Annotated in this window: 16 protein-coding genes; 11 read left to right on the top strand and 5 right to left on the bottom strand. The window is 74.5% G+C overall.

Features of this window, described 5'->3' with window-relative positions; translation table 11 throughout:
• Positions 1-67: 67 nt before the first annotated feature.
• Positions 68-922 (bottom strand): (2Fe-2S)-binding protein, encoded by an 855-nt coding sequence (locus OP86_RS00270; RefSeq protein WP_030254446.1) that lies wholly within the window; start codon positions 920-922, stop codon positions 68-70.
• Positions 923-1,257: 335 nt separating this feature from the next.
• On the opposite strand from OP86_RS00270, the gene OP86_RS00265 reads away from it, so the two are divergent.
• The 10 genes from OP86_RS00265 (at position 1,258) to OP86_RS00220 (ending at position 13,682) form a co-directional block, all read left to right on the top strand.
• Positions 1,258-2,223: a FecCD family ABC transporter permease gene (locus OP86_RS00265; protein WP_234434737.1), complete on the top strand. Its 966-nt coding sequence runs from the start codon at positions 1,258-1,260 to the stop codon at positions 2,221-2,223.
• Positions 2,220-3,266 carry a FecCD family ABC transporter permease gene (locus OP86_RS00260; RefSeq protein ID WP_030254449.1) on the top strand — a complete coding sequence of 349 codons (1,047 nt, stop codon included), beginning with the start codon at positions 2,220-2,222 and terminating at the stop codon, positions 3,264-3,266. The genes OP86_RS00265 and OP86_RS00260 overlap by 4 nt, the downstream gene beginning before the upstream one ends.
• Positions 3,266-4,219, top strand: a complete 954-nt coding sequence (locus tag OP86_RS00255; protein WP_078588321.1) for an ABC transporter ATP-binding protein — start codon at positions 3,266-3,268, stop codon at positions 4,217-4,219. The genes OP86_RS00260 and OP86_RS00255 overlap by 1 nt, the downstream gene beginning before the upstream one ends.
• A gap of 46 nt (positions 4,220-4,265) precedes the next feature.
• Positions 4,266-5,264, top strand: coding sequence for an ABC transporter substrate-binding protein (locus tag OP86_RS00250; RefSeq protein ID WP_030056349.1), 999 nt, complete (start codon positions 4,266-4,268; stop codon positions 5,262-5,264).
• Positions 5,265-5,427: 163 nt separating this feature from the next.
• Positions 5,428-6,654, top strand: coding sequence for an ATP-grasp domain-containing protein (locus tag OP86_RS00245; protein WP_030056348.1), 1,227 nt, complete (start codon positions 5,428-5,430; stop codon positions 6,652-6,654).
• Between the two features lie 68 nt (positions 6,655-6,722).
• On the top strand, positions 6,723-8,528 hold the full coding sequence (locus OP86_RS00240) for an IucA/IucC family protein (RefSeq protein WP_051829517.1): 1,806 nt from the start codon (positions 6,723-6,725) through the stop codon (positions 8,526-8,528).
• Positions 8,525-9,748: an MFS transporter gene (locus OP86_RS00235; RefSeq protein WP_030056346.1), complete on the top strand. Its 1,224-nt coding sequence runs from the start codon at positions 8,525-8,527 to the stop codon at positions 9,746-9,748. Before OP86_RS00240 ends, OP86_RS00235 begins: the two co-directional genes overlap by 4 nt.
• A 26-nt stretch (positions 9,749-9,774) precedes the next feature.
• A complete protein-coding gene (locus tag OP86_RS00230) occupies positions 9,775-11,541 on the top strand; it encodes an IucA/IucC family protein (RefSeq protein ID WP_078588363.1) in 1,767 nt (588 codons plus the stop codon).
• On the top strand, positions 11,538-12,740 hold the full coding sequence (locus OP86_RS00225) for a type III PLP-dependent enzyme (RefSeq protein WP_030254462.1): 1,203 nt from the start codon (positions 11,538-11,540) through the stop codon (positions 12,738-12,740). Before OP86_RS00230 ends, OP86_RS00225 begins: the two co-directional genes overlap by 4 nt.
• A 144-nt stretch (positions 12,741-12,884) precedes the next feature.
• Positions 12,885-13,682 (top strand): inositol monophosphatase family protein, encoded by a 798-nt coding sequence (locus OP86_RS00220; RefSeq protein ID WP_030056342.1) that lies wholly within the window; start codon positions 12,885-12,887, stop codon positions 13,680-13,682.
• Between the two features lie 117 nt (positions 13,683-13,799).
• On the opposite strand, the gene OP86_RS00215 is transcribed toward OP86_RS00220, so the two are convergent.
• The 4 genes from OP86_RS00215 to OP86_RS00200 all read right to left on the bottom strand — a co-directional run bounded on the left by OP86_RS00215 (position 13,800) and on the right by OP86_RS00200 (position 19,534).
• Positions 13,800-15,314 carry a pyridoxal phosphate-dependent decarboxylase family protein gene (locus OP86_RS00215; RefSeq protein ID WP_234434727.1) on the bottom strand — a complete coding sequence of 505 codons (1,515 nt, stop codon included), beginning with the start codon at positions 15,312-15,314 and terminating at the stop codon, positions 13,800-13,802.
• Entirely contained in the window at positions 15,311-16,750 is a 1,440-nt protein-coding gene (locus tag OP86_RS00210) for a diaminobutyrate--2-oxoglutarate transaminase (RefSeq protein ID WP_051829516.1), read from the bottom strand. Before OP86_RS00210 ends, OP86_RS00215 begins: the two co-directional genes overlap by 4 nt.
• A 235-nt stretch (positions 16,751-16,985) precedes the next feature.
• Positions 16,986-17,711 (bottom strand): response regulator, encoded by a 726-nt coding sequence (locus OP86_RS00205; protein ID WP_030254473.1) that lies wholly within the window; start codon positions 17,709-17,711, stop codon positions 16,986-16,988.
• The gene (locus OP86_RS00200; RefSeq protein ID WP_063832257.1) at positions 17,708-19,534 is read right to left on the bottom strand and encodes a sensor histidine kinase; all 1,827 of its coding nucleotides are present in this window, start codon (positions 19,532-19,534) and stop codon (positions 17,708-17,710) included. Before OP86_RS00200 ends, OP86_RS00205 begins: the two co-directional genes overlap by 4 nt.
• Positions 19,535-19,688: 154 nt before the next feature.
• Here OP86_RS00200 and OP86_RS00195 point away from each other — a divergent pair, with 154 nt between their 5' ends.
• Positions 19,689-21,095 carry a cation:dicarboxylate symporter family transporter gene (locus OP86_RS00195; RefSeq protein WP_051829491.1) on the top strand — a complete coding sequence of 469 codons (1,407 nt, stop codon included), beginning with the start codon at positions 19,689-19,691 and terminating at the stop codon, positions 21,093-21,095.
• The last annotated feature ends 81 nt before the right edge of the window (positions 21,096-21,176 follow it).

The following is a 21,176-nucleotide window of genomic DNA, read 5'->3' as shown; positions in this document are numbered from 1 at the left end:
ATAGCCGATGCCACTGACAACGAACCGCAGTGTGCGGCCCACCGGTGGACGGGCGACGGACTGACCGTCAGAGCCGCTGCAGCCGCTCCTCGTCGGAGATCCGCGGGCAGGTCAGGCAGGCGGGCGCCTCGGGCTTGACCGCGTAGTAGAGGCAGCAGCCGAGCCGGGTGCGGGTGTGGTGGGCGCGCCCGTCGGGGGTGTGCAGGCGGCGGAAGTCGGCGGCGCCCGGGAGCGGTTGGGTGCCGCCGGGCAGGACGGCCCCGGCCGCGGCGACGGCGGCGTCCTCCTCGGCGGCGGCGCCGGTGGCGTCCGCGGCGCCGAGCATCCGGCCGAGGTACCAGAGCGCGGAGGCGAGGTCGTCCGTCACCATGCCCCAGAGCGCGCGGTCGTGGCGCCGGGCGGGCCGGGCGAACGCGGCGAGCACCGGGCCGACGTGCGCGACCACGGCGGCCCGTAGTTCGGCGCGGAGTTCGTCGTCGCCGGGGAGGGTGACGTGCCCGCGCGGGCGCAGCGCGAGTGCGCCGGTGGGGGCGTGCAGCCAGAGGTCGCCGGGGTCGACGACCGGGACTCTCCGGGAGAGGTGCCAGGGGCCGGCGACGATCAGGCAGGCCGACCAGACGTAGTGGTGGAGCAGCCGGGAGGCGGTGACGTGCGGTCGCGGGGCGCGGCCGTGCTCGGCGGCGATGCGGGCCTCCTCGCCGGCCAGCACGGCGGCCAGCGCCCGTTCGTCGGCGGCGATTTCGGCTCCGGAGTACCAGCCGTCGGCGCTGGACGGGGCGGGCTCGCCGGCGCCGAGCAGACGGAGCTCCAGTACCGGGCACAGCTCCAGCAGGCGCCGGTAGTCGCCGACGAGCGCGGAGGATGCCGCAGATGGCGCGGATGACGCAGGTGCCGCAGGTGCCGCAGATGCCGCAGATGCCACGGATGGCGCGGGTGCGGCGGCGGGCAGGGCGTCGTGGGGCACGACGGACAGGGGTGTTCCGGGAACCATCGACACTCCCGAGATCGATTCCGTATGATCGATTAAGGTGAGGCTCACCTTACAATGCCTCAGGTCGCCCGGCGACCACCCGCAGCACCCCGGTCCACGCCTCGACCCACCATCGCGGTGCGCGCATCGGCGCACAGGCCAGACCAACCAGACCCACCTTGACGAACTTAGGCAAAGCTAACCTAAGATGTCGACTTGTGTTGAGAACCGACCCGCCGGCCCCCACAGCCCCGGCGACGCCTCGTGCCTCGGCGGTCCGGCGGCCCCTGCTGCTGGCCGCCGGCCTGTGCGCGCTCGTGCTGTGTGCCGCCCTGAGCCTTGCGCTGGGCTCCCGATCCATCCCGTTGGCCACCGTCGTCGACGCCCTCACCGGGGCCGCCCACGGCGGTGACGCCGACGTGGTGACGGGCCTTCGGGTCCCGCGCACGCTCATCGGACTGACCGTCGGGGCCGCGCTCGGCGTCGCCGGGGCCGTCGCCCAGGGCGTCACCCGCAACCCGCTGGCCTCCCCGATCACCCTCGGCATCAATGCCGGCGCGAGCCTCGCCGTGGTCGCCGCGATCTACACGCTGGGCCTCTCCCAGCCGGTCGAGTACGTCTGGTTCGCCTTCGCGGGAGCCGCCGTCGCCGCCGTCGCCGCCTACGCGATGTCCCGGCGCGGCGGGGACCTCGACCCGGTCCGGCTCGCACTCGGCGGCACCGTGCTCACCGTGGTGCTCACCTCCTGGACCTCCGCACTGATGCTGGCCAGCCACCGCACGCTGGACGAGGCCCGGTTCTGGCTGGCCGGCTCGATCGCCGGTCGGCACCTGGACACCCTCACCCCCGTCCTGCCCTTCCTGGCACTCGGCCTGATCGGCGCCCTGGCCGTCTCGCCCGCGCTCAACGCGCTGGCGCTCGGCGACGAGACCGCGCAGGCGCTGGGCGTGCCGGTAGCCCGGATCCGGGTGGTCGGCGGGCTGGCCGTCGTCCTGCTCGCGGGCGGTGCGGTGGCCGTCGCCGGGCCGGTGGCGTTCATCGGACTGGCCGCTCCGCACCTGGTCCGCCCGCTGCTGGGCAACGACCACCGCTGGTTGCTGCCCGGCTGTCTGATCACCGGTCCGCTGCTGCTGCTCGCCGCCGACGTGCTCGGCCGGCTGGTGGTCCGCCCGTCCGAGATCGAGGTCGGCATCGTGACCGCCTTCCTCGGCGCGCCGCTGCTCGCGGTCCTGGCCCGGAAGGTGGCCCGGTGACCGCGCTCGACCTCTCCGCCGTCCGGCCCGCCCGGACGCTCGCCCGCCGCCGCACCCGCACCGCCCTGTGGTCGCTGGTGGCCGCCGCCCTGCTGGTGCTGCTGACCGGGATCGCGCTCGGCACCGGGCAGGTCAGCATCTCCGTCTGGGACGCGCTGCGCGCGCTCTTCGGGCAGGGCGAGCCCGGCGACGTCCTGGTGGTGCAGCAGTTCCGGGCCCCCCGCGTCGTCTCCGCGCTGATCGCGGGCGCCGGGCTGGCGATGGCCGGCTCGATGCTGCAGCGGCTGTTCCGCAACCCGCTGGCCGCCCCCGACACCATCGGCATCACCGGCGGCGCCTCCTTCGGCGCCGTGCTGATGCTCGCCACCGGCGCCTCCCAGCAGCTGATCCCGCTGGCTGCGGTCGGCGGCGGGCTGCTCGCGGCGCTGCTGCTCGGCGGCTTCGCCTGGCGCTCGAAGATGGCCGTCACCCGGCTGGTGCTGGTCGGTCTGGCGGTGCAACAGGGCCTCGCCGCCGCCGTGAACCTGATGATCGTACGGTTCCCGGCCGAGCTGGCCTCCTCCGCGCTGCAGTGGACCACCGGCTCGCTCTACGGCCGCAACTGGACCGAGGTCTGGATCGGCGGCACCGCCATCGCGCTGACCGCCGCCGCCACCCTGCTCTGCCAGCGACGGGTCTCCGTACTCGACCTCGGCGACGACTCGGCCGGCGGCCTCGGCCTCAACCCGGCCCGCGACCGGCTCTGGCTGCTGCTGCTCACCATCACCCTCGCCTCGCTGGCCGCCGCCCTCACCGGGCCGGTCGCCTTCGTCGCGCTCGCCGTCCCGCACCTGGTCCGGCTGCTCGCCGGGCCGCCCACCCTCGGCACGCTCGGCCTCACCGCGCTCACCGGCGCCGTGCTCCTGCTCTCCGCCGACCTCCTGGTGCTCCACGTGATCCCCGTCCACGGCCTGCCGGTCGGTGCCGTCACCGCCACCCTCGGCGCGCCCTGGCTCCTGGTGCTGATGATCCGCCAGGGCCGGCTTCCCCAGAGGAGCAGCTGATGACCTCCGTCGTGAACCCCGCCGCCGGCTCGGCCGTCGCCCCTGACGTCACCGCCGGTGCCACCACGGCCGTCGCGCCCGAGGGCATCGCCACCCCCGTGACCGCGAACCGGCTCGCCGCCCACGGCCTCGGCCTGCGCTACGGCGACCGGACCATCGTCGACGGGCTCGACCTCGAACTGCCCGGCAACGCCGTCACCGCCATCGTCGGGCCGAACGCCTGCGGCAAGTCGACCCTGCTGCGCGGGCTGGTCCGGCTGCTCGACCCGGCCGCCGGGACCGTCACCCTCGACGGCGCGGACATCCACCGGATGCCGGCCCGGACGCTCGCCAAGCGCATGGGCCTGCTGCCGCAACAGCCCGTCACGCCCGAGGCGGTCACCGTCGAGGCGCTGGTCCGACTCGGGCGCTACCCGCATCAGCGGATGCTCAGCCCGTGGTCCAAGGCCGACCAGGCCGCCGTCGAGGGGGCCCTGGCGCGCACCGGCACCGCCGAACTGCGCGACCGGCAGGTCGACCGGCTCTCCGGCGGGCAGCGCCAGCGGGTCTGGATCGCGCTCGCGCTCGCCCAGGAGACCGACCTGCTGCTGCTCGACGAGCCGACCACCTTCCTGGACCTGCGCCACCAGCTCGACGTGCTCGACCTGGTCGCCGACCTGCACGCCGAGGCCGGGCGCACCGTCGTCATGGTGCTGCACGACCTCGGGCAGGCCGCCCGGTACGCCGACCACCTGGTGGTGCTGAAGGACGGACGGCTCGCGGCCGCCGGTCCGCCGGCGCAGGTGCTGACGGCCGAGCTGGTGGAGGCCGTGTTCCAGGTGCCGTGCCGGGTCGTACCCGATCCGGAGACCGGCACGCCGCTGGTGGTGCCACGGGCCCGGGTGCGGGGATCCGCCCCGGCCGCCGCGACCGCGACCGCCGCCGCGCCCGATGCGGCGCCCAGCACCGTCTGAACTCCCCTTTCCCGTCCCCCTGTTCAACCCGATCCAAGGAACCCCGATGAACCGCCGACTCCCCGTCGCCGTCCTCGCCGTCGCCCTCTCGACCACCCTGCTCGCCGCCTGCGGCAGCAACGGGGACGGCGCCAAGTCGGGCGGCGACTCCGCGTCCTCCGCCGCCTCGGCCGGAACCGCCGCAGGGTTCCCGCGCAGCGTCAAGCACGCCGCCGGCACCGCCGAGCTCAAGAGCCAGCCCAAGCGCGTCGTGGTCCTGGACAGCGGCGAGCTGGACGACGTCACGCTGCTGGGCATCACGCCCGTCGGCGCGGTGTCCCCGCACATGAAGACCGAGGGCGGGTTCCCGAACTACCTCAAGGACAAGATCAAGGACACCAAGGACGTCGGCCCGATGAACGAGCCGAACCTTGAGCTGATCGCCTCCCTCAAGCCTGACCTGATCCTCTCCTCCAAGGTCCGGCACGCCAAGGTGTACTCGCAGCTGAACGCGATCGCCCCGACCGTGCTGGCCGAGACCACCGGGTTCCCGTGGAAGGAGAACCTGGCGCTCTACGCCCAGGCGCTCGGCAAGGAGGACGAAGCGAAGAAGGCGCTCGCGGACTACGAGGCGCGGGCGAAGAGGCTCGGCGAGGAGATCAAGGCCAAGAACAACGGGACCATGCCGACCGCGTCGGTGGTCCGCTTCGTGGCCGGCCCGACCCGCCTGTACGCCAAGTCCTCCTACAGCGGCGTGGTCCTCAAGGACGTCGGCCTGGCCCGCCCGGCCTCGCAGGACGTGGACCAGAACATCGTCGAGGTCAGCGCCGAGCAGATCAACCAGGCCGACGCCGACCTGGTGTTCGTCACCACCGCCGACGACCCGACCAAGACCAAGGAGAGCGAGGTCCAGCAGACCCCGGTCTGGCAGGGCCTGAACGCCGTCAAGAACGGCAAGGTGTTCAACGTCCCGGACGAGACCTGGATGTCCGGCATCGGTGTCCAGGCCGCCGACGCCATGCTCGTCGACATCGCCAAGGCCGCGGGTGTGGACGCACCCAAGTAGCCCGTCCCGCAGACCCGCGGCGAACGGATGACAGCCGACAGACAGCAGCTGACAACTGACGACTGACAGATAACAGCTGACGGATAACAGATAACAGATTTCGAAAGTTGTCCGCTGTCATCCGTTCGCCCGCCCTCCTCCGCTCTTCCTCCGAGGACCCTCCATGCGGCTCTACCTGCTCGCCCTGAACCCCACCGACTCGGTCACCGCCGGCTTCCTGCCCGCCGCCGCCCGGCTCGGGCTCGACGTCACCGTCCTCACCGACTGCGCCGAACCCCACCGGCGGGCATACGCCGCGCTCCCGTTCGCCACGCCCGAGGTCCTGGAGTGCGACGTCCGCGACTTCCGCGCCGTCGTCAGCCTGATCTCCCGCCACAGCCTGGCCTCCCCCGGTCACGCGCCCGACGCGGTGTTCAGCAACAGCGACCACCTACAGACCCAGACCGCCCTGGCCGCCGAGTACTTCGGCCTGCCGGCCAAGGACTGGAAGGCCGCACTGCGCGCCAAGGACAAGGGCCAGCTGCGCCGCCACCTCGCACTGAGCGGCCAGGACGCCGTCTGGTCCGCCGAGTTGGCCCCCGGCCAGGACCCGGCCGAGCTGGACCCACCGTTCCCCTGCGTCGTCAAGCCGCGCGAGGGGGTGGCCAGCGAGGACGTCACCCTGGTCGCCGACGCCGCCGAACTCGCCCAGCGCTGCAAGGAGATCCAGCACCGCAGAGCCGGTGCCACCCTGGTGGTCGAGGAGTTCCTGGCCGGGCAGCTGCACACCCTGGAGACCCTCGGCGACGGCCACCGCCGGCACGTGCTCGGCGGCTTCCGCACCCGGCTCTCCCCGCCTCCGGACTTCATCGAGGAGGTGCTCACCTTCGTCCCGGCGCACCCGCAGCCGGTGGTCGACCAGGTGCTCGCCCAGCTCGACACGCTCGGGGTCGGACTCGGCGCCTGCCACACCGAGTTCGTCGTCCAGCCGGACGGCCGAGCCCGCATCATCGAGGTCAACTACCGTGCCATCGGCGACCAGTGCGACCTGATGCTGGCCGAGATCCTCGGCATACCCCTGTTCGACCTCATCCTCGGCGTCCACCTGGGCCGCGAGCTGCCCGCCGACCTGGCGCAGCGGTGCGCCGCCACCCCCCGCCGGGCCCGCAACGAGGTCGTCTGCGCCGACCGCGCCGGCGTCCTCACCGCCGCCCCCGGCCCGTACGACGAGGAACGCGACGGCGTCCGGCTCGCCTACCGCCCGCTGCGCCCGGTCGGCGAGCGCCACGAGCACTACCGCACCAACCGCGACTACCTGGGCGTCATCTGGGCCGTCGGCGCAGACCAGGACGCGGTGGACGCCGCCGTCGCCCGCTTCCTCGCCGCGAACCGCTGGGAGATCACCCCGTGACCGACCGGCCCGCAACGACCGTCGAAGGGCAGCCGGCAGCCGCCGAGGCCCTCGCCACCGCCCCGACCCTGACCGTAGCCCCGAGCGTGACCGCGACCCCGACCCCGGCCCCGACCCCCGCCGAGCAGCTCACCCTGCGCGTGCTCTCCGCCCTGGTGCGCGAGGACGTCCTCGGCCTGCGCACCCGCGGCACGGTCGAGGACCGTCCGGACGGCCCCTGGCTGACCGTCCCCGAGGCGCAACTCGCCCTGCCCGTACGGCAGGAGGGCTTCCAGTGCGAGTACGCCGCCCGGCTGCCGCTGCTGGAGCTCGACGGGCGCCGGTTCACCGGCCCGGACACCGTCGTGGCGGCCCTCGCCGAACTGGCTGCGGCCGAGGACCGGCCCGGCTGGACGGCCTTCACCGAGGAGTGCCGCCAGACCCTCGCCACCATGGAGCTGCACGAGCGCTCCCGGCCGGGGGTCCACGAGCGGCTCGGCGACCTGTACGGCACCGACCCGGCCGACTGGACCGGCCTGGCCGCCTCCCTCGGCCACGACACCCTGGCCGCCTACCTCGATCACCCGGTCTACCCGACCGCACGCGGCCGCTCCGGCCTCACCGATGCCCAACTGCGCTCCTACGCACCGGAGTTCCACCCGGCCTTCGAACTGCGCTGGCTGGCCGTCCCGACCGACGCACTGACCGTGCACGGCGAGCAGCCGCTGCCGAGCTGGTGGCCCACCCCGGCCTGGCTCGGCCTCGCGGACCAGTGCCCCGGTGAGGACTGGGCCACCCTGCCGGTCCACCCGCTCACCGTCGGCGCCCCGCTGGACGAGGCGCTGGCGGCCACCGGCCTGGCCGGCCGCGCGGTGCTCGCCGAACGGCCGTACCTGACCGTCGTCCCGACCCTGTCCATGCGGACCGTCGCTGTCGCCGACGACCCCGCCTGCCACCTCAAGCTCCCGCTCGCCACCGCCACCCTGGGCCGCCTCAACCGCCGCACCATCAAGCCCGGCACGCTGCTCGACGGCGCCGCCGGCCAGCGACTGATCGAGGCCGTCCTGGAACGCGAGCCGCGCCTCGCCGGCCGGATCCTGCACGCCGACGAGCAGACCTGGGCGCACGCCGGCCACGAGCTGCTGGCCGTCCTGCTGCGCCGCTACCCGGCCGGGCTGGAGCGGTCGTCGACCGTCCCGCTGGCCGCACTGCTGGCCCCCGCGCCCGGCGGCCGGCTGGTCATCGACCACCTCGCCGACCGCTACCACGGCGGTTCCGTAGCGGCCTGCTACGACGCCCTGCTGGAGCTGCTGCTGGACTGGCAGACCACGCTGTTCGACTACGGCATCGCCCTGGAGTCGCACCAGCAGAACACCTCGCTGGTGCTCGACCGGGACGGCCTGCGGCTGCTCTACAAGGACGACGACGGCCCGCGCGTACACACCGCCCGGATGACCGCCGCACTCGGCGAACTCGCCCCCGACCAGGCCGAGTTCGACGACGCCCGGATCTTCGGCGAGGACGACCGGGCGCTCACCGACCTCTTCGCCACCATCACCGGCCACCTGTGCACCGGCTCCCTCGCGTTCGGCCTCGCCGGCCACGGCCGGGGCGAACTCCCGGACCTCCTCGCGCTGTTGCGCAAGCGCACGGCCGAGGCCGTGGAACGCCTCGGGCCGGTCGGCGAGCCGCTGCGCGCGGCCCTGCTGGACGCCGAACGGCTACCGGTCAAGGCCATGGTCACCGCCGGGACGCTGCTGAGCAAGCAGCGTTCGGGCGCCGCCGACATCAACAAGCACTACACCAGCGGCCCCAACTACCTGCGCGCCCACCCGAGCGACCACCTGCCCGGCGACCAGCCCGACAACCGCCGACCGGACGGGACCACCCGATGACCGTCGAGGCCCTGCCGCAGCAGACCCAGCCTCCGGCCACGCACGCCGACGGGCTCGGCCGACGCCAGGTGCACGCCGTCGCGGCCTGCTACTTCGTCGCCTCCTTCGCCGCGCTCGGCCTCCCGCCGTACCTGACCGCGATCCTGCCCGCACTCGGCGACCCGCAGGCCCGGTGGGCGGGCGTGCTCTACATCGTCCCGACGGTGTTCAGCGCGCTCGGCGCCCCGCTGTGGGGCCGACTGGCCGACCGCTTCGGCCGCAAGCGGCTGCTGCTGCGCGCCCAACTCGGGCTCACCGTCTCCTTCCTGCTGGCCGGAGCCGCCGACAGCCTGCCCGCCTTCACCCTCGCGCTGGTCCTCCAGGGCTTCCTCGGCGGCACCTTCGCCGCCACCAACGGCTATCTGGCCGCCGCGCTCGACGGCCCCCGGCTCTCCCGCGCGCTCACCCTGATGCAGGGCAGCGCACGGGCGGCCCTGGTGGCCGCGCCGGTCCTGGTCGGGGCGCTCTCCCCGTGGATCGACCCGCACCGCCAGTACCTGGTGATGGCCGTACTCCCGCTCGCGGCAGCGGTGTTCCTCTCGCTGCTGCCCGAACCCGAGCGCGCCGAGGCCCCGGGGGCCACCGCCGGCCGGGCCCCCGGGAAGGCCGCCACGACACCGCTCCTGCCCCTCTACGCCTTCGAGTTCGTCTTCGTCTTCGCCACCGTCATCTCCTTCCCGTACCTCATCGCCCTCGCCCAGCAGCGCCTGCCCGGCGTGGACGGCACCACCACCGGCGTGCTCTTCGCGCTCCCGCACCTCGTCTACCTGGTACTCGCCGCCCGCACCCACACGGCGTTCCACGCCCGCCCGCACACCGGCATCGCGCTCGGCTTCGGCTTCGTCGCGCTCGGCCTGGCCGGGCACGCCGTGGCGTACTCGCTGCCCGTGTTCATCGCGGTGCGGCTGCTGCTCGGGGCCGGGCTCACGCTGGGCCTCGTCTGCCTCGCCGTGCTCGCCGCCGGGGCCGCCCAGGGGCGCCCGCCCGGCCGGATGTTCGGCACCCTCGAACTCGTCTCCAAGGGTGGCGCCGTCGCCGCCGGCGCCGTCGCAGCGCTGGCCAACGGACGGTTCGGCGCCGCCGCTCCCGTGGTGGCCGGAACCGCCGCCGCCCTGCTGGCCGCCGTCGCGGCCACCGCACTCACCCTCCCGTCCCTCCGCCAGCGCTGGAGTCGCCGATGACCGCCGAGCCGTTGACCGCCGAGCCGATGTCCGCCCAGCCGACGAACCCCGAGTCGATGAGCCCTGAGCCGATGAGCCCCGAACTCCCCACCGCCGACGAGGCGGTGGCCCACACGCTGCTGAACTGCCTGCTCCGCGAGGTCTCCGCGCCCGAGCACCAGACCGCCGCCGACGACGGCCGCCTGCTGCTGCGCCTGCCCCGCCGCGGCGCCCTGCTGCGGGTCGCCCTGCGCCGCACCTCGCTGCTCGGCGCGCACCGCTTCTCCGGGCCGGTGGAGGTCGAACGGAACGGCGAATGGGCCGAGTTGGGCTGGCACGAGCTGGCCGATTACGTCCAGGACGAACTCGAACTGCGCACCGGCACGGTGAACGAGGAGTTCCTCGACCAGGTGGCGTCCAGCCACCACGGCGTCCGCCAGGGCCTGGACGACCGCCCGGAGGCCGAGCCCGACCGCTACCTGGAGTCCGAGCAGGCCCTGCTGTTCGGGCACCGCTTCCACCCCGCCCCCAAGTCCCGCTCCGCCGCCCGGGGCGACTGGCGCCGGTACGCCCCGGAGTCCCGCGCGGCCTTCCCGCTGCGCCACCTCGCCGTGCGCGCCGAGCTGCTGGCCGAGGAGTCGCTGGACGAGGGCGTGAGCGCCCTGCTGGACGGGCTCGGTGACGTACCGGACGGCTACCGGCTGCTGCCGGCCCACCCCTGGCAGTACCAACTCATCGGCGACCACCCGCTGTTGCGCGACGCCATGGCCCGGGGCGACGTGCTCGACCTCGGCCCGCGCGGCGAGCGGTTCACCGCCACCGCCTCGGTCCGCACCCTGCACGGCGCCGACGCCTTCCTCAAGTTCAGCCTCAACGTGCGGATCACCAACTGCCTGCGCAAGAACGCCGCTTACGAGCTGACCGGCGCCGTCGCGCTCACCCGGCTGCTCGCCCCGGCGCTCGCCGACCTCGCCCGGCGCTTCCCCGACGCCGCGATGCTGCGCGAGCCCGCCTTCCGCACCCTCGCCCTGCCCGGCGCCGACGGCCACCCCGACCGGGCACTGTACGAGGGCTTCGGCCTGATCGTCCGCGAGGGCTTCGGCGGCGTGCTGCGGCCCGGCGTCACCCCGCTGCTCGCGGCCGCCGTCGCCGACGAACACCCGACCAGCTCCGCACACATCTCCCGCCTGCTGGAGGGCAGTTCGGACGGCACGGCGGCACTCGACTGGTGGCGCGCCTACCTGCGCCTGCTCCTCCCGCCCGTCCTCGCCGCCTACTTCGACCACGGCGTGGTGCTGGAGCCGCACCTGCAGAACGTGCTCATCGGCGTGGACGCCGCCGGACACCCCGTCCAGGTGCTCTTCCGCGACCTGGAGGGCACCAAGCTCGTCCCCGAGCAGAACACCCGCATCCTCGCCGCGCTCCCGCCCGAGGTGGCCGGCCCGATGACGTACGACGCCGAGCGCGGCTGGGACCGGGTGGTCTACTGCCTGCTGGTCAACCACGTCTCCGAACTGCTCGCCGCCCTCGCCGACCGCCACCCCGAGCTGGAGTGCGCGCTCTGGCAGGCCGTCCGGGACACCCTGGAGGAGTACGCCGGCGCCCACGGCTGCCCGCCCCGGCTGCGCGCCCTGCTCGCCGGCGTTCCGCTGCCCGCCAAGGCCAACCTGCTGACCCGCTGGGAGCGCAAGGCCGACCGCGAGGCCGGTTACGTCCGACTGCCCTCCCCGCTGGCCGGCTCCGTCCTCGCCGAGGCCGCCCGCATGCCCGCCCGTCTGCCCGTCCGCCGTCCTGCCGGGAGCATCGCCCGATGACCGAGACCGTCCGCCGCCACGTCGCCGCCCTCGCGCCCGACGAACTGCCCGCCTACGTCTACGACCTGGCCGCGCTGCGCGGGCACGCCGCCGCCGTACGGGCCGCGCTGCCCGAGCGGGTCGAGCTGTACTACGCCGCCAAGGCCAACCCGGAGGCGCCGCTGCTCACCGCGCTGCGCGACGCCGTCGACGGCTACGAGGTCTCCAGCGGCGGGGAGTTGGCGCACGTGCGGGCCGCCGTGCCGGACGCCCCGCTGGCCTTCGGCGGGCCGGGCAAGACCCCGGCCGAGATCGAGGCCGCGGTGGCCGCCGGGGTGCACCGCTGGCACATCGAGAGCGAGCAGGAGCTGCACCGGCTCGCCGCCGTGCTCGCGGACCGGCCGGACACGGTCGTGGACGTCCTGCTGCGGGTCAACCTGGCGGTCACCACGGACGCGCTCGACGCGGTGCCGCTCGCCATGGGCGGCCGCCCTACCCCGTTCGGCCTGGACCCGGAACAGGCCGAGGAGTGCGTCCGGCTCCTCACCGGCGCCGGCCCGCTGGGGCGGCAGCTGCGGCTGCGCGGCGTGCACGCCCACCTGGCGAGCGGGCTCCCGGCGGCGGAGCAGCTGTCGGTGGCCGGCCAGATCGTCGCCTGGTCGGTGGCGCTCGCCGAGCGGCACGGCTTCCCGTTGGCGGAGGTCAACATCGGCGGCGGGATGGCCGTGGACTACGAGGACCCGGCGGAGCGCTTCGACTGGACGGCCTTCGGCGAGGGCCTGGCCAAGCTGCTCGACGCCCACCCCGGGCTCACCCTGCGGATCGAGCCGGGCCGGGCACTGACCGCCTACTGCGGCTGGTACGCGACCGAGGTGCTGGACGTGAAGCAGAGCCACGGCGAGGACTTCGCGGTGGTCCGCGGCGGCACCCACCACCTGCGCACCCCGGCGACCCGCGGGCACTCCCAGCCGTTCGCGGTGCTCCCGGTGGACGCCTGGCCGTACCCGTGGGCGCGCCCCGCCGTCACCACCGGCCGCGCCACCCTGGCCGGGCAGCTGTGCACCCCGAAGGACGTCCTCGCCCGGGCGACCGACGGCGCGGACGGGCTGCGGGCGGCGGACCGCGTGCTGTTCGCCATGGCGGGCGCGTACGCGTGGAACATCTCGCACCACGAGTTCCTGATGCACCCTCGCCCCGGCTTCCACTACCTGGGGGAGTGACGACGAACAGCCGACAGATGACAGATGACAGATGACAGATTTCAACATCTGTCATCTGTCATCTGTTCGCCGCCCCGTCCACCGCAACCCCCTCCGCGCGCTCATGGGAGAGTGGTAGGCAGCGAAGGGAGCGCGAACGTGCTGATGGACAAGGTGGCGGAGATACTCGCCGAGGCGTCGGCCGAGGCGGTGGAGCCGCGTTTCCGTGCGCTGGCCGCCGGCGAGGTGATGGAGAAGGCACCCGGCGAGATCGTGACGATCGCCGACCGGGAGGCCGAGGCCATCATCGCCCGCCGCCTGCACGAGCTGCTGCCCGTCCCCGTGGTCGGCGAGGAGGCCGTCGCCGCCGACCCCTCGCTCGCCCAGGCCCTCCACGACGAGCCCGCCGTCTGGCTGGTCGACCCGGTCGACGGCACCGCGAACTTCGTCGCCGGCCGCCCTGAGTACGCCGTGATGTGCTCCCTCGTCCGCACCGGCCGGACCGTCGCCTCCTGGATCTGGCAGCCCGCCACCGCCACCGCCTACTGCGCCGAACTGGGCTCCGGCGCCTGGCGCGACGGCGTGCGCCTCACCCGCCCACCGGCGCCGCGGGACGCCGCGAAGCTGCGCGGCTCGGTGAAGAGCCGCTACCTCGACCCCGAGCACCGCAGCCGGCTGCAGGCGAACGTCTCGGCCTTCGGCGAGGTCTCCCCCGGCCGGCACGCCGCCGGGATCGAGTACCCGGACCTCATCGAGGGCCGCTTCGACTTCATCCTCTACTGGCGCACCCTCCCCTGGGACCACGCCCCCGGCTCCCTCCTCGTGACCGAGGCCGGCGGCGTCTCCTCCCGCCTGGACGGCACCCCGTACCGCCCCGAGGCCCCGGGCTGCGAGGACGGCCTCCTGGTCGCCGCCGACCCCGACACCTGGGACCTCACCCGCAAGGTCCTCCTCGGCAGCTGACCCGGCCCGGACCGCCCGGACCCGGACCGCCGCGCCCGGCCCCACCCCGGCCCGGCCCGGCCCGCTCCGGCCCCCGCCCCGAGCCCGACCGCCCAGTCACCGGCACACCGCGGACCGCTACCCCGCTCGCTCCCCCGCCACCTTGCGCCCCGCGCCGACCACCTCCTGCAACAGCGCACCGACCTCCGCCGCCGTCGTGTGCGGATTGAGCAGCGTGAGCTTCAACCGCACCCGCCCCGGTCCGGCCCCCGGAAGCTCCGTCCGCCCCACCACCGCCCGGCCGCTCCGCAGCAGCAACCGCCGCAGCCGCCCGTTCACCTCGTCCAGCGCCGCCTCGTCCGTGAAGCCCGGCGGGCGGTAGCGGAAGAGGAGGGTGGTGAGGACGGGGTCGGCGTGGAGTTCGAGCGAGGGGTCGGCGCGGACGGCGTCGGCGGCGACGTGGGCGAGGTCGTGGCAGGCGTCGACGAGGCGGCCGAGGCCGTCGCGGCCGAGGGTGCGCAGGGTGACGGCGAGTTTGAAGGCGTCAGCGCGGCGGGTGGTGCGCAGGGAGCGGCCGAGCAGGCTGGGGTAGCCGGCCTGCTCGTCGTCGACCGGGTTGAGGTATTCGGCACGGCGGGCGAGCGAGACGTACGTTTCGGCGCGGCGGACCAGGAAGACTCCGGCGGCGGCCGGTTGCCAGCCGAGTTTGTGCCAGTCGAGGGAGACCGAGTCGGCGCGCGCGATGCCGTCGAGCAGCGGGGCGAGCCGGTCGGAGAGCAGGGCCCCGCCGCCGTACGCGGCGTCCACGTGCAGCCAGGCGCCGTACCGGCCGGCGAGGTCGGCGGCCATGGGCAGCGGGTCGATCGCGCCGGTGTCGGTGGTGCCGGCGGTGGCGACCACGGCGATCGGGTTCCGGCCGGCCCAGCTGGCCTCGGCCAGTGCTCGCTCCAAGTCGCTTTCCCGCATCCGGAGTTGCCGGTCGACCGGGACGGGGAGGACGGCCCGCTCGCCGAGCCCGAGCAGCGCGGCAGCGCGCTGGACGGAGAAGTGCGCGGCCTCGGAGGCGATGATGCAGGGGCGGACGCCGACCGGGATCCCGTCCAACTCCACGATGCCGTCGAGTTTCTGGTCGCGCGCCAGCATGAGCCCCATCAGGTTGGACTCGGTGCCGCCGGAGGTGAGGACCCCGGCGGAGCGCTGCGGGTCGTAGCCGACCAGCTCGGCGAGTTCGGCGAGCAGTGCGGTTTCCAGTGCGGTGGCCGCGGGGGCCTGGTCCCAGGAGTCCTGGGACGGGTTGAGGGCACTGACGGCGAGGTCGGCCGCGGCGGCGACGGCGAGCGGCGGGCAGTGCAAGTGTGCGGCGCAGGCCGGGTCAGCGGGGTCGGCGGCCCCGTAGGCGAGGAGTTCGGTGAGCCGGGCGAGCGCGCCGCGCCCGTCGACGGTGGCCAGGGCGTCGCCGACGAGTGCGGTGATCTCGGCCGGGCTGCCCGCCGGCAGCGGACCGGAGCGCATGGCGATGCCCGCGTCGAGGGCGTCCAGGACGGTGGCCAGCAGCGGCCCGAGCGCACCGGGCCCGCCCGCGCCGCCGGCCAGCGCGTCCGCCGCGACCTCGCCGCCCGGTAGCCCGATCGGGCCGGGCCCGAGCCCGCTCACCGCTCAGCCCCGCCCGCACCGGCAGCGACCCCGACAGCACCCCCGGCAGCCCCGGCAGCAGCCCCAGCCGCGGCCACGATCGCCTCCGCCAGCCGCTCCAGCACCGCCGCCACCTGCTCGTCCGTGATGGTGAGCGGCGGGAGCAGCCGCAGGACCGCGTCGTGGCGTCCGCCGAGTTCGACGATCAGCCCGCGTTCCAGGCACGCCTCCCGGACCCGTACGGCGAGGGCGGGGTCCGCCGGGTGGGCGCCGCACGAGTCGGCCTCGGCGGTCGGGTCGACCAGTTCGACCCCGAGCATCAGGCCCCGCCCGCGCACGTCGCCGATCACCGGCAGCTCGCCGGCGAGGGCGCGCAGCCGGGCCGCCATCCGCTCGCCGACCGCGGCCGCGCGTTCGGCGAGCCCGTGCGCCGCGACGTAGCGCAGCGTGGCGGCCCCGGCGGCCATGGCGAGGGTGTTGCCGCGGAAGGTGCCGGTGTGGGCGCCGGGCCGCCAGCCGTCGTAGTCCTCGCGGTAGACGACGACAGCGAGCGGCAGGCTGCCGCCGATGGCCTTGGAGAGCACCATCGCGTCCGGAACGATGCCGCTGTGCTCGACCGCCCACATCGCTCCGGTGCGGCCGACGCCGGTCTGCACCTCGTCCACGATCAGCGGGATGCCGCGTTCGGCGGTGATCCGGCGCATCTCGCGCAGCCAGCCGTCGGGGGCGGGCACCACGCCGCCCTCGCCCTGGACGGCCTCCAGGACCATCGCGGCGGGCGGCACCACGCCGCCCGACGGGTCGTCCAGCAGCCGCTCGACGTAGGTCGCGGCGAGTTCGGTGCCGGCCTGGCCGCCGACGCCGAACGGGCAGCGGTAGCCGTACGGGTAGGGCAGCCGGACGACCTCGCCGCCGCTGGGCAGCGGTTCCTTGACGGCGACGTTGCCGGTGAGCGCGAGGGCGCCGGCGGTCATGCCGTGGTACCCGCCGGTGAAGGCGAGCGCGCCGGAGCGGCCGGTGGCGGTCTGCATCAGCTTGAGTGCGGCCTCGACGGCGTCGGTGCCGGCCGGTCCGCAGAAGTGCACCCGGGCGCGGGCGGCGAACTCGGCGGGCAGGCTCTCGAACAGTGCGCTGGTGAAGTCGTCCTTCTCGGCGGTGGCGAGGTCGAGCAGGTGCAGCGGGGCGCCGCTGTCGAGGGTGCGGCGGATGGCCTCCAGCACCACCGGGTGGTTGTGGCCGAGCGCGAGCGTGCCGGCGCCGGAGAGGCAGTCGAGGTAGCGCCGCCCGTCGGCGCCCTCGACGGTCATGCCGTTGGCCCGGACCGGGACGATCGGGAAGGAGCGGGCGTACGTTCTGGCGGCGGATTCGCGGACGCGCTGACGACGCAGGATGGCCTCACCGGCAACCGGGGCCGGGGCCGGGGCTCCGGAGGCGGCCTGGGCGGGTACGGCAGCGATCGACACGACAACCCCCAGAAGAAGTTAGGTAAGCCTAACTTTATCGCCCCTGACCTGGCGGGATGCCCGCGGGGCCCTCAGAACCACCCGAGCGAGTGAACGTCCCCCGGCTTCTCCAACGACCGCCGCGCCGAAAGGTCACGCCCTCACCGCCACGGGCTTCCGAGACCTCCCCGGGCCCGCCCGAATCTGCCCGGGCCGCCCGGGTCTGCCCGGCCCCGCCCGGCCCCCTCGGTCAGGACCCCACCTTCCACCGGTAGCAGAGCTCCGGCCGCCCCACGTTCCCGTACTGCGGCTCCCGCACCGCCCGCCCGGTGTCCACCAGGTGCTCCAGGTAACGCCGCGCGGTGATCCGCGAGACCCCGGCGGCGGTGCCCGCGGCGGCCGCCGAGAGTCCGGTCGCGGCGTCCCTCAGCACCGAGGCGACGGTGTCCAGGGTGGGCGCGCTCAGCCCCTTGGGCAGGGTGGTGCGCTCGGGCGTGCGGAGCAGGGCGAACGCCTGGTCGACCTCGTCCTGGCCGGTCGCCTCGCCGGTCCGCCCGAGGCTGTCGCGGTAGCGGGCGTAGCGCTCCAGCCGGTCGTGCAGGGCGGCGGCGCTGAACGGTTTCAGCAGGTACTGCACGACGCCCGCCGAGACCGCCTGCCGGACCATGGTGAGGTCGCGGGCCGAGGTCACCGCGATGACGTCGGTGCTGTGGCCCGCGGCGCGCAGCGTGCGGCACAGCTGCAGCCCGTGGCCGTCCGGGAGGTAGAGGTCGAGCAGGGTGAGGTCGACGGGAGCCCCGGCGGTGCGGGCGCGGTCCAGGAAGCGCAGCGCGTCGGCGCAGCTGTGGACCGTCCCGGCGGCGTGGAAGCCGGGTTCGCGCTCCACGTACAGGGTGTGGGCGGCGGCCGCGACCGGGTCGTCCTCGACGACCAGGACGGAGATCCCGGCCGCCCCGGTTCTGTCGCGCGGGGTCATGCCAGCGCCCCTTCCTGCTCGCGCCCGCCCGGCTCCCCCGACTCCCTCGGCTCCCGTGACTCACGCCCGCCCGGCTCCCCCGCCGCGCCCGGTCGGCCGGCCAGCGGCAGCCGGACCGTGAGCACCGCGCCGCGCTCCCGCCCGACCTCGACGGTGCCGCCGTTGCGCCGGGCGGCCTGGGCGACCAGCGCCAGCCCGAGGCCGTGCCCGCGGCCGTCCTGCTTGGTGCTCCAGCCGCGGCGGAACACGTCCTCGACGGCGGCCGGGTCGATGCCCGCGCCGGTGTCGGCGACCCGCAGCAGCAGGCAGTCCCCGTCCGCACCTTCGCCGCCAGCACTACCGCCACCGGCGCGGTCACCACCGTCGGCGCCCCCGCAGCCGTCGATCCGCGCCGTGACGGTGACCTCCGGTGGGACGGGGCTCTGTGCGGCCCCGGCGATGGCGGCGTCCACGGCGTTGTCGATCAGGTTGCCGAGCACGGTGATCAGGTCCCGCGCGGAGAGCCCGGGCGGCAGCACCCCGTCGTCGATCCGGCTGTCCTCGGTGAGGCTCAACTCCACGCCCCGTTCGGCGGCTTGGGCCGCCTTGCCGAGCAGCAGCGCGGCCAGCACCGGCTCGCTGACCGCCGCGACCACCCGGTCGGTGAGCTGCTGGGCGAGTTCGAGTTCGGCGGTGGCGAACTCCACCGCCTGCTCGTGGCGGCCGAGTTCGATCAGCGAGACGACCGCGTGCAGCCGGTTGGCGGCCTCGTGCGCCTGCGCGCCGAGTGCCTCGGTGAAGCCGCGTACGGAGTCCAACTCTCCGCTGAGAGACTGCAGTTCGGTGTGGTCCCGGAGGGTGACGACCCGGCCGAGACCGGTGCCGATGGTGGAGGTGTTGAGCACCACGACCCGCTCGGCGGTCAGGTGCACCTCGTCCCGGACCGGTTCCCGGCCCAGTACGGCCGCCACCAGCGCCTCCGGCAGGCCCAGGTCCGCCACCGCCCGTCCGTCCACGTCCCCTGCCAGGCCGAGCAGTTCGCGGGCGGCGTCGTTGCACAGCACCACCCGGTACGAGCGGTCGAGCAGGATCAGCCCCTCGCGCACCGAGTGCAGCGTGGCTTGGTGGTACTCGTGGAGGTGGCTGAGCTCGTCCGGTCCCATGCCGTGAGTGTGCCGCCGCAGCCGGGAGTTGGCGAGGTAGGTGCCGGCGCCGCCGAGCGCGAGCGCGGCCACCGCCACCCCGACCAGGGCCAGCAGCGGGCTGCTCAGCTGCGCGGAGATCGACTCGACCGTGATGCCCGCACTGACCAGCGCGACGACCCGGTGCCGGTCGTCCCACACCGGTGTGACCACCCGGACGGACGGGCCGAGCGTGCCGGTGTACGTCTCGCTGCGGGTCTGCCCGGCGAGCGCCCAGTCGATGTGCCCGAGGTAGCGCTTGCCGATCTGCTCGGGCAGCGGGTGGGTCCAGCGCACGCCGTCGGTGTCCATGACGGTGATGAAGGAGACCCCGGTGTCCGCCCGCGCCGGGGAGACCCTGGTGTCCGCCCGCACCTGCTCGACGTACGGCTGGAGCACCGCGGTCGGGTCCGGCCCGGCGACGGCGGCCCGGACGGACGGCGAATCCGCGACGGCGTGGGCGACCGCGGTGACCTCGCGCCGGGCCGCGTCCTCGGCGCGGTCGGCCGTGAAGAGGTAGGCGAGCACCGCGCCGCCCGCGACGACCGCGGCGACGATCACCACCTGGACGACGAACAGCTGCCCGGCCAGGCTGCGGACCAGGCGGTGCTGCAGGGGAGGCCACCGGCGGCGCGAGCGGGTGGGGGCGGTGCGCTCGGACATGTCAGCCAGTGTGCACCACGGTCCGTACGACCGACCCGGGTGCACCGATCGTGAACTCTATGAACGCAAACGTGACCTCCGTCACTCTCGGGCCGATAGTTCGAAGCGGCCCACCACCCGGGGCCGCCAGGACTGCAGGGCGAAGGAGCCGCAGATGTCGATCGCTGGAGCCGCAACGGCGGGGGGACCCAGACGCAAGGACCGGACCCACTACCTCTACCTCGCCGTGATCGCCGCGGTGGTCGCGGGCGTGGTGGTCGGACTGGCCGCTCCCGGCTTCGCCGTGGAGCTCAAGCCGGTCGGTACCGGGTTCGTCAACCTGATCAAGATGATGATCAGCCCCGTGATCTTCTGCACCATCGTGCTGGGCATCGGCTCGGTGACCAAGGCGGCGAAGGTCGGCAAGGTCGGCGGCCTCGCCATCGGCTACTTCCTCGCCATGTCGACCGTCGCACTGGCCATCGGCCTGGTCGTCGGCAACCTGCTGGAGCCCGGCGGCGGCCTGCACCTGACCGCCGCGCTCGCCAAGTCCGGCCACGCCCAGGCGGCCGCCGGCGGCGCCCAGTCCACCGCCGACTTCCTGCTCGGGATGATCCCCGACACCATGTTCTCCGCCCTCACCCAGGGCAAGGTGCTGCAGACCCTGCTGGTCGCGCTGCTCACCGGCTTCGCCCTGCAGGCGATGGGCCCGGTCGGCGCCCCGGTGCTGCGCGGGATCGAGCACGTGCAGAAGCTGGTCTTCCGGGTCATGGCGATGATCATGTGGGTCGCGCCGATCGGCGCCTTCGGGGCGATGGCGGCCGTGGTCGGTGCCACCGGCACGGCGGCACTGAAGAGCCTCGCGGTCATCATGATCGGCTTCTACCTGACCTGCGCGCTGTTCGTCGTCGTGGTGCTGGGCACGCTGCTGCGCCTGGTCACCGGGATCAACGTGTTCGCGCTGCTGAAGTACCTCGGCCGCGAGTTCCTGCTGATCCTCTCCACCTCCTCCTCCGAGAGCGCGCTGCCCCGGCTGATCGCCAAGATGGAGCACCTGGGCGTCAGCCGCCCGGTCGTCGGCATCACCGTGCCGACCGGCTACAGCTTCAACCTCGACGGCACCGCGATCTACCTCACCATGGCGTCGATCTTCATCTCCGAGGCGATGGACAAGCCGATGTCGATCGGCGAGCAGCTCTCGCTGCTGGTGTTCATGGTGATCGCGAGCAAGGGCGCGGCCGGGGTCACCGGCGCCGGCCTGGCCACCCTCGCCGGCGGCCTGCAGTCGCACAAGCCCGCACTGGTGGACGGCGTCGGCCTGATCGTCGGCATCGACCGCTTCATGTCCGAGGCCCGGGCACTCACCAACTTCGCGGGCAACGCCGTCGCGACCGTCCTGATCGGGCACTGGACCGGCGAACTCGACGCCGGACGCGCCCGCCAGGTACTGGCCGGCGAGGTGCCGTTCGACGAGCTGACCCTGGTCGACGGCCACGGAGCCGGCGGCCAGGTGGCCGAGGGCTCATCCGAGGGCGCGCCCGAGGCCGTCCCGACTCAGGCAGCCGCGCCCGCCGCCGCCTGAGCGACGGTACGGGCCTCCCCCGAACTCCCCCGACCCGGCGCCACCACCAACCCCCGGAAACGGCGCCGGGCCGGGGGTTCT

Origin of the sequence: Streptomyces novaecaesareae, from assembly GCF_000716875.1 — a bacterium.
Lineage (GTDB): Bacteria > Actinomycetota > Actinomycetes > Streptomycetales > Streptomycetaceae > Kitasatospora > Kitasatospora novaecaesareae.
This window is presented reverse-complemented; position numbering and strand designations above follow the sequence as displayed.

What these genes read in the sequence shown, in the direction of transcription:
- OP86_RS00225 (WP_030254462.1), top strand. Translation starts at nt 11,538, where the DNA reads ATGACCGAGACCGTCCGCCGCCACGTCGCCGCCCTCGCGCCCGACGAA.
- OP86_RS00245 (WP_030056348.1), top strand. Translation starts at nt 5,428, where the DNA reads ATGCGGCTCTACCTGCTCGCCCTGAACCCCACCGACTCGGTCACCGCC.
- OP86_RS00250 (WP_030056349.1), top strand. Translation starts at nt 4,266, where the DNA reads ATGAACCGCCGACTCCCCGTCGCCGTCCTCGCCGTCGCCCTCTCGACC.
- OP86_RS00195 (WP_051829491.1), top strand. Translation starts at nt 19,689, where the DNA reads ATGTCGATCGCTGGAGCCGCAACGGCGGGGGGACCCAGACGCAAGGAC.
- OP86_RS00200 (WP_063832257.1), bottom strand. Translation starts at nt 19,534, where the DNA reads ATGTCCGAGCGCACCGCCCCCACCCGCTCGCGCCGCCGGTGGCCTCCC.
- OP86_RS00205 (WP_030254473.1), bottom strand. Translation starts at nt 17,711, where the DNA reads ATGACCCCGCGCGACAGAACCGGGGCGGCCGGGATCTCCGTCCTGGTC.
- OP86_RS00235 (WP_030056346.1), top strand. Translation starts at nt 8,525, where the DNA reads ATGACCGTCGAGGCCCTGCCGCAGCAGACCCAGCCTCCGGCCACGCAC.
- OP86_RS00220 (WP_030056342.1), top strand. Translation starts at nt 12,885, where the DNA reads ATGGACAAGGTGGCGGAGATACTCGCCGAGGCGTCGGCCGAGGCGGTG.
- OP86_RS00230 (WP_078588363.1), top strand. Translation starts at nt 9,775, where the DNA reads ATGTCCGCCCAGCCGACGAACCCCGAGTCGATGAGCCCTGAGCCGATG.
- OP86_RS00255 (WP_078588321.1), top strand. Translation starts at nt 3,266, where the DNA reads ATGACCTCCGTCGTGAACCCCGCCGCCGGCTCGGCCGTCGCCCCTGAC.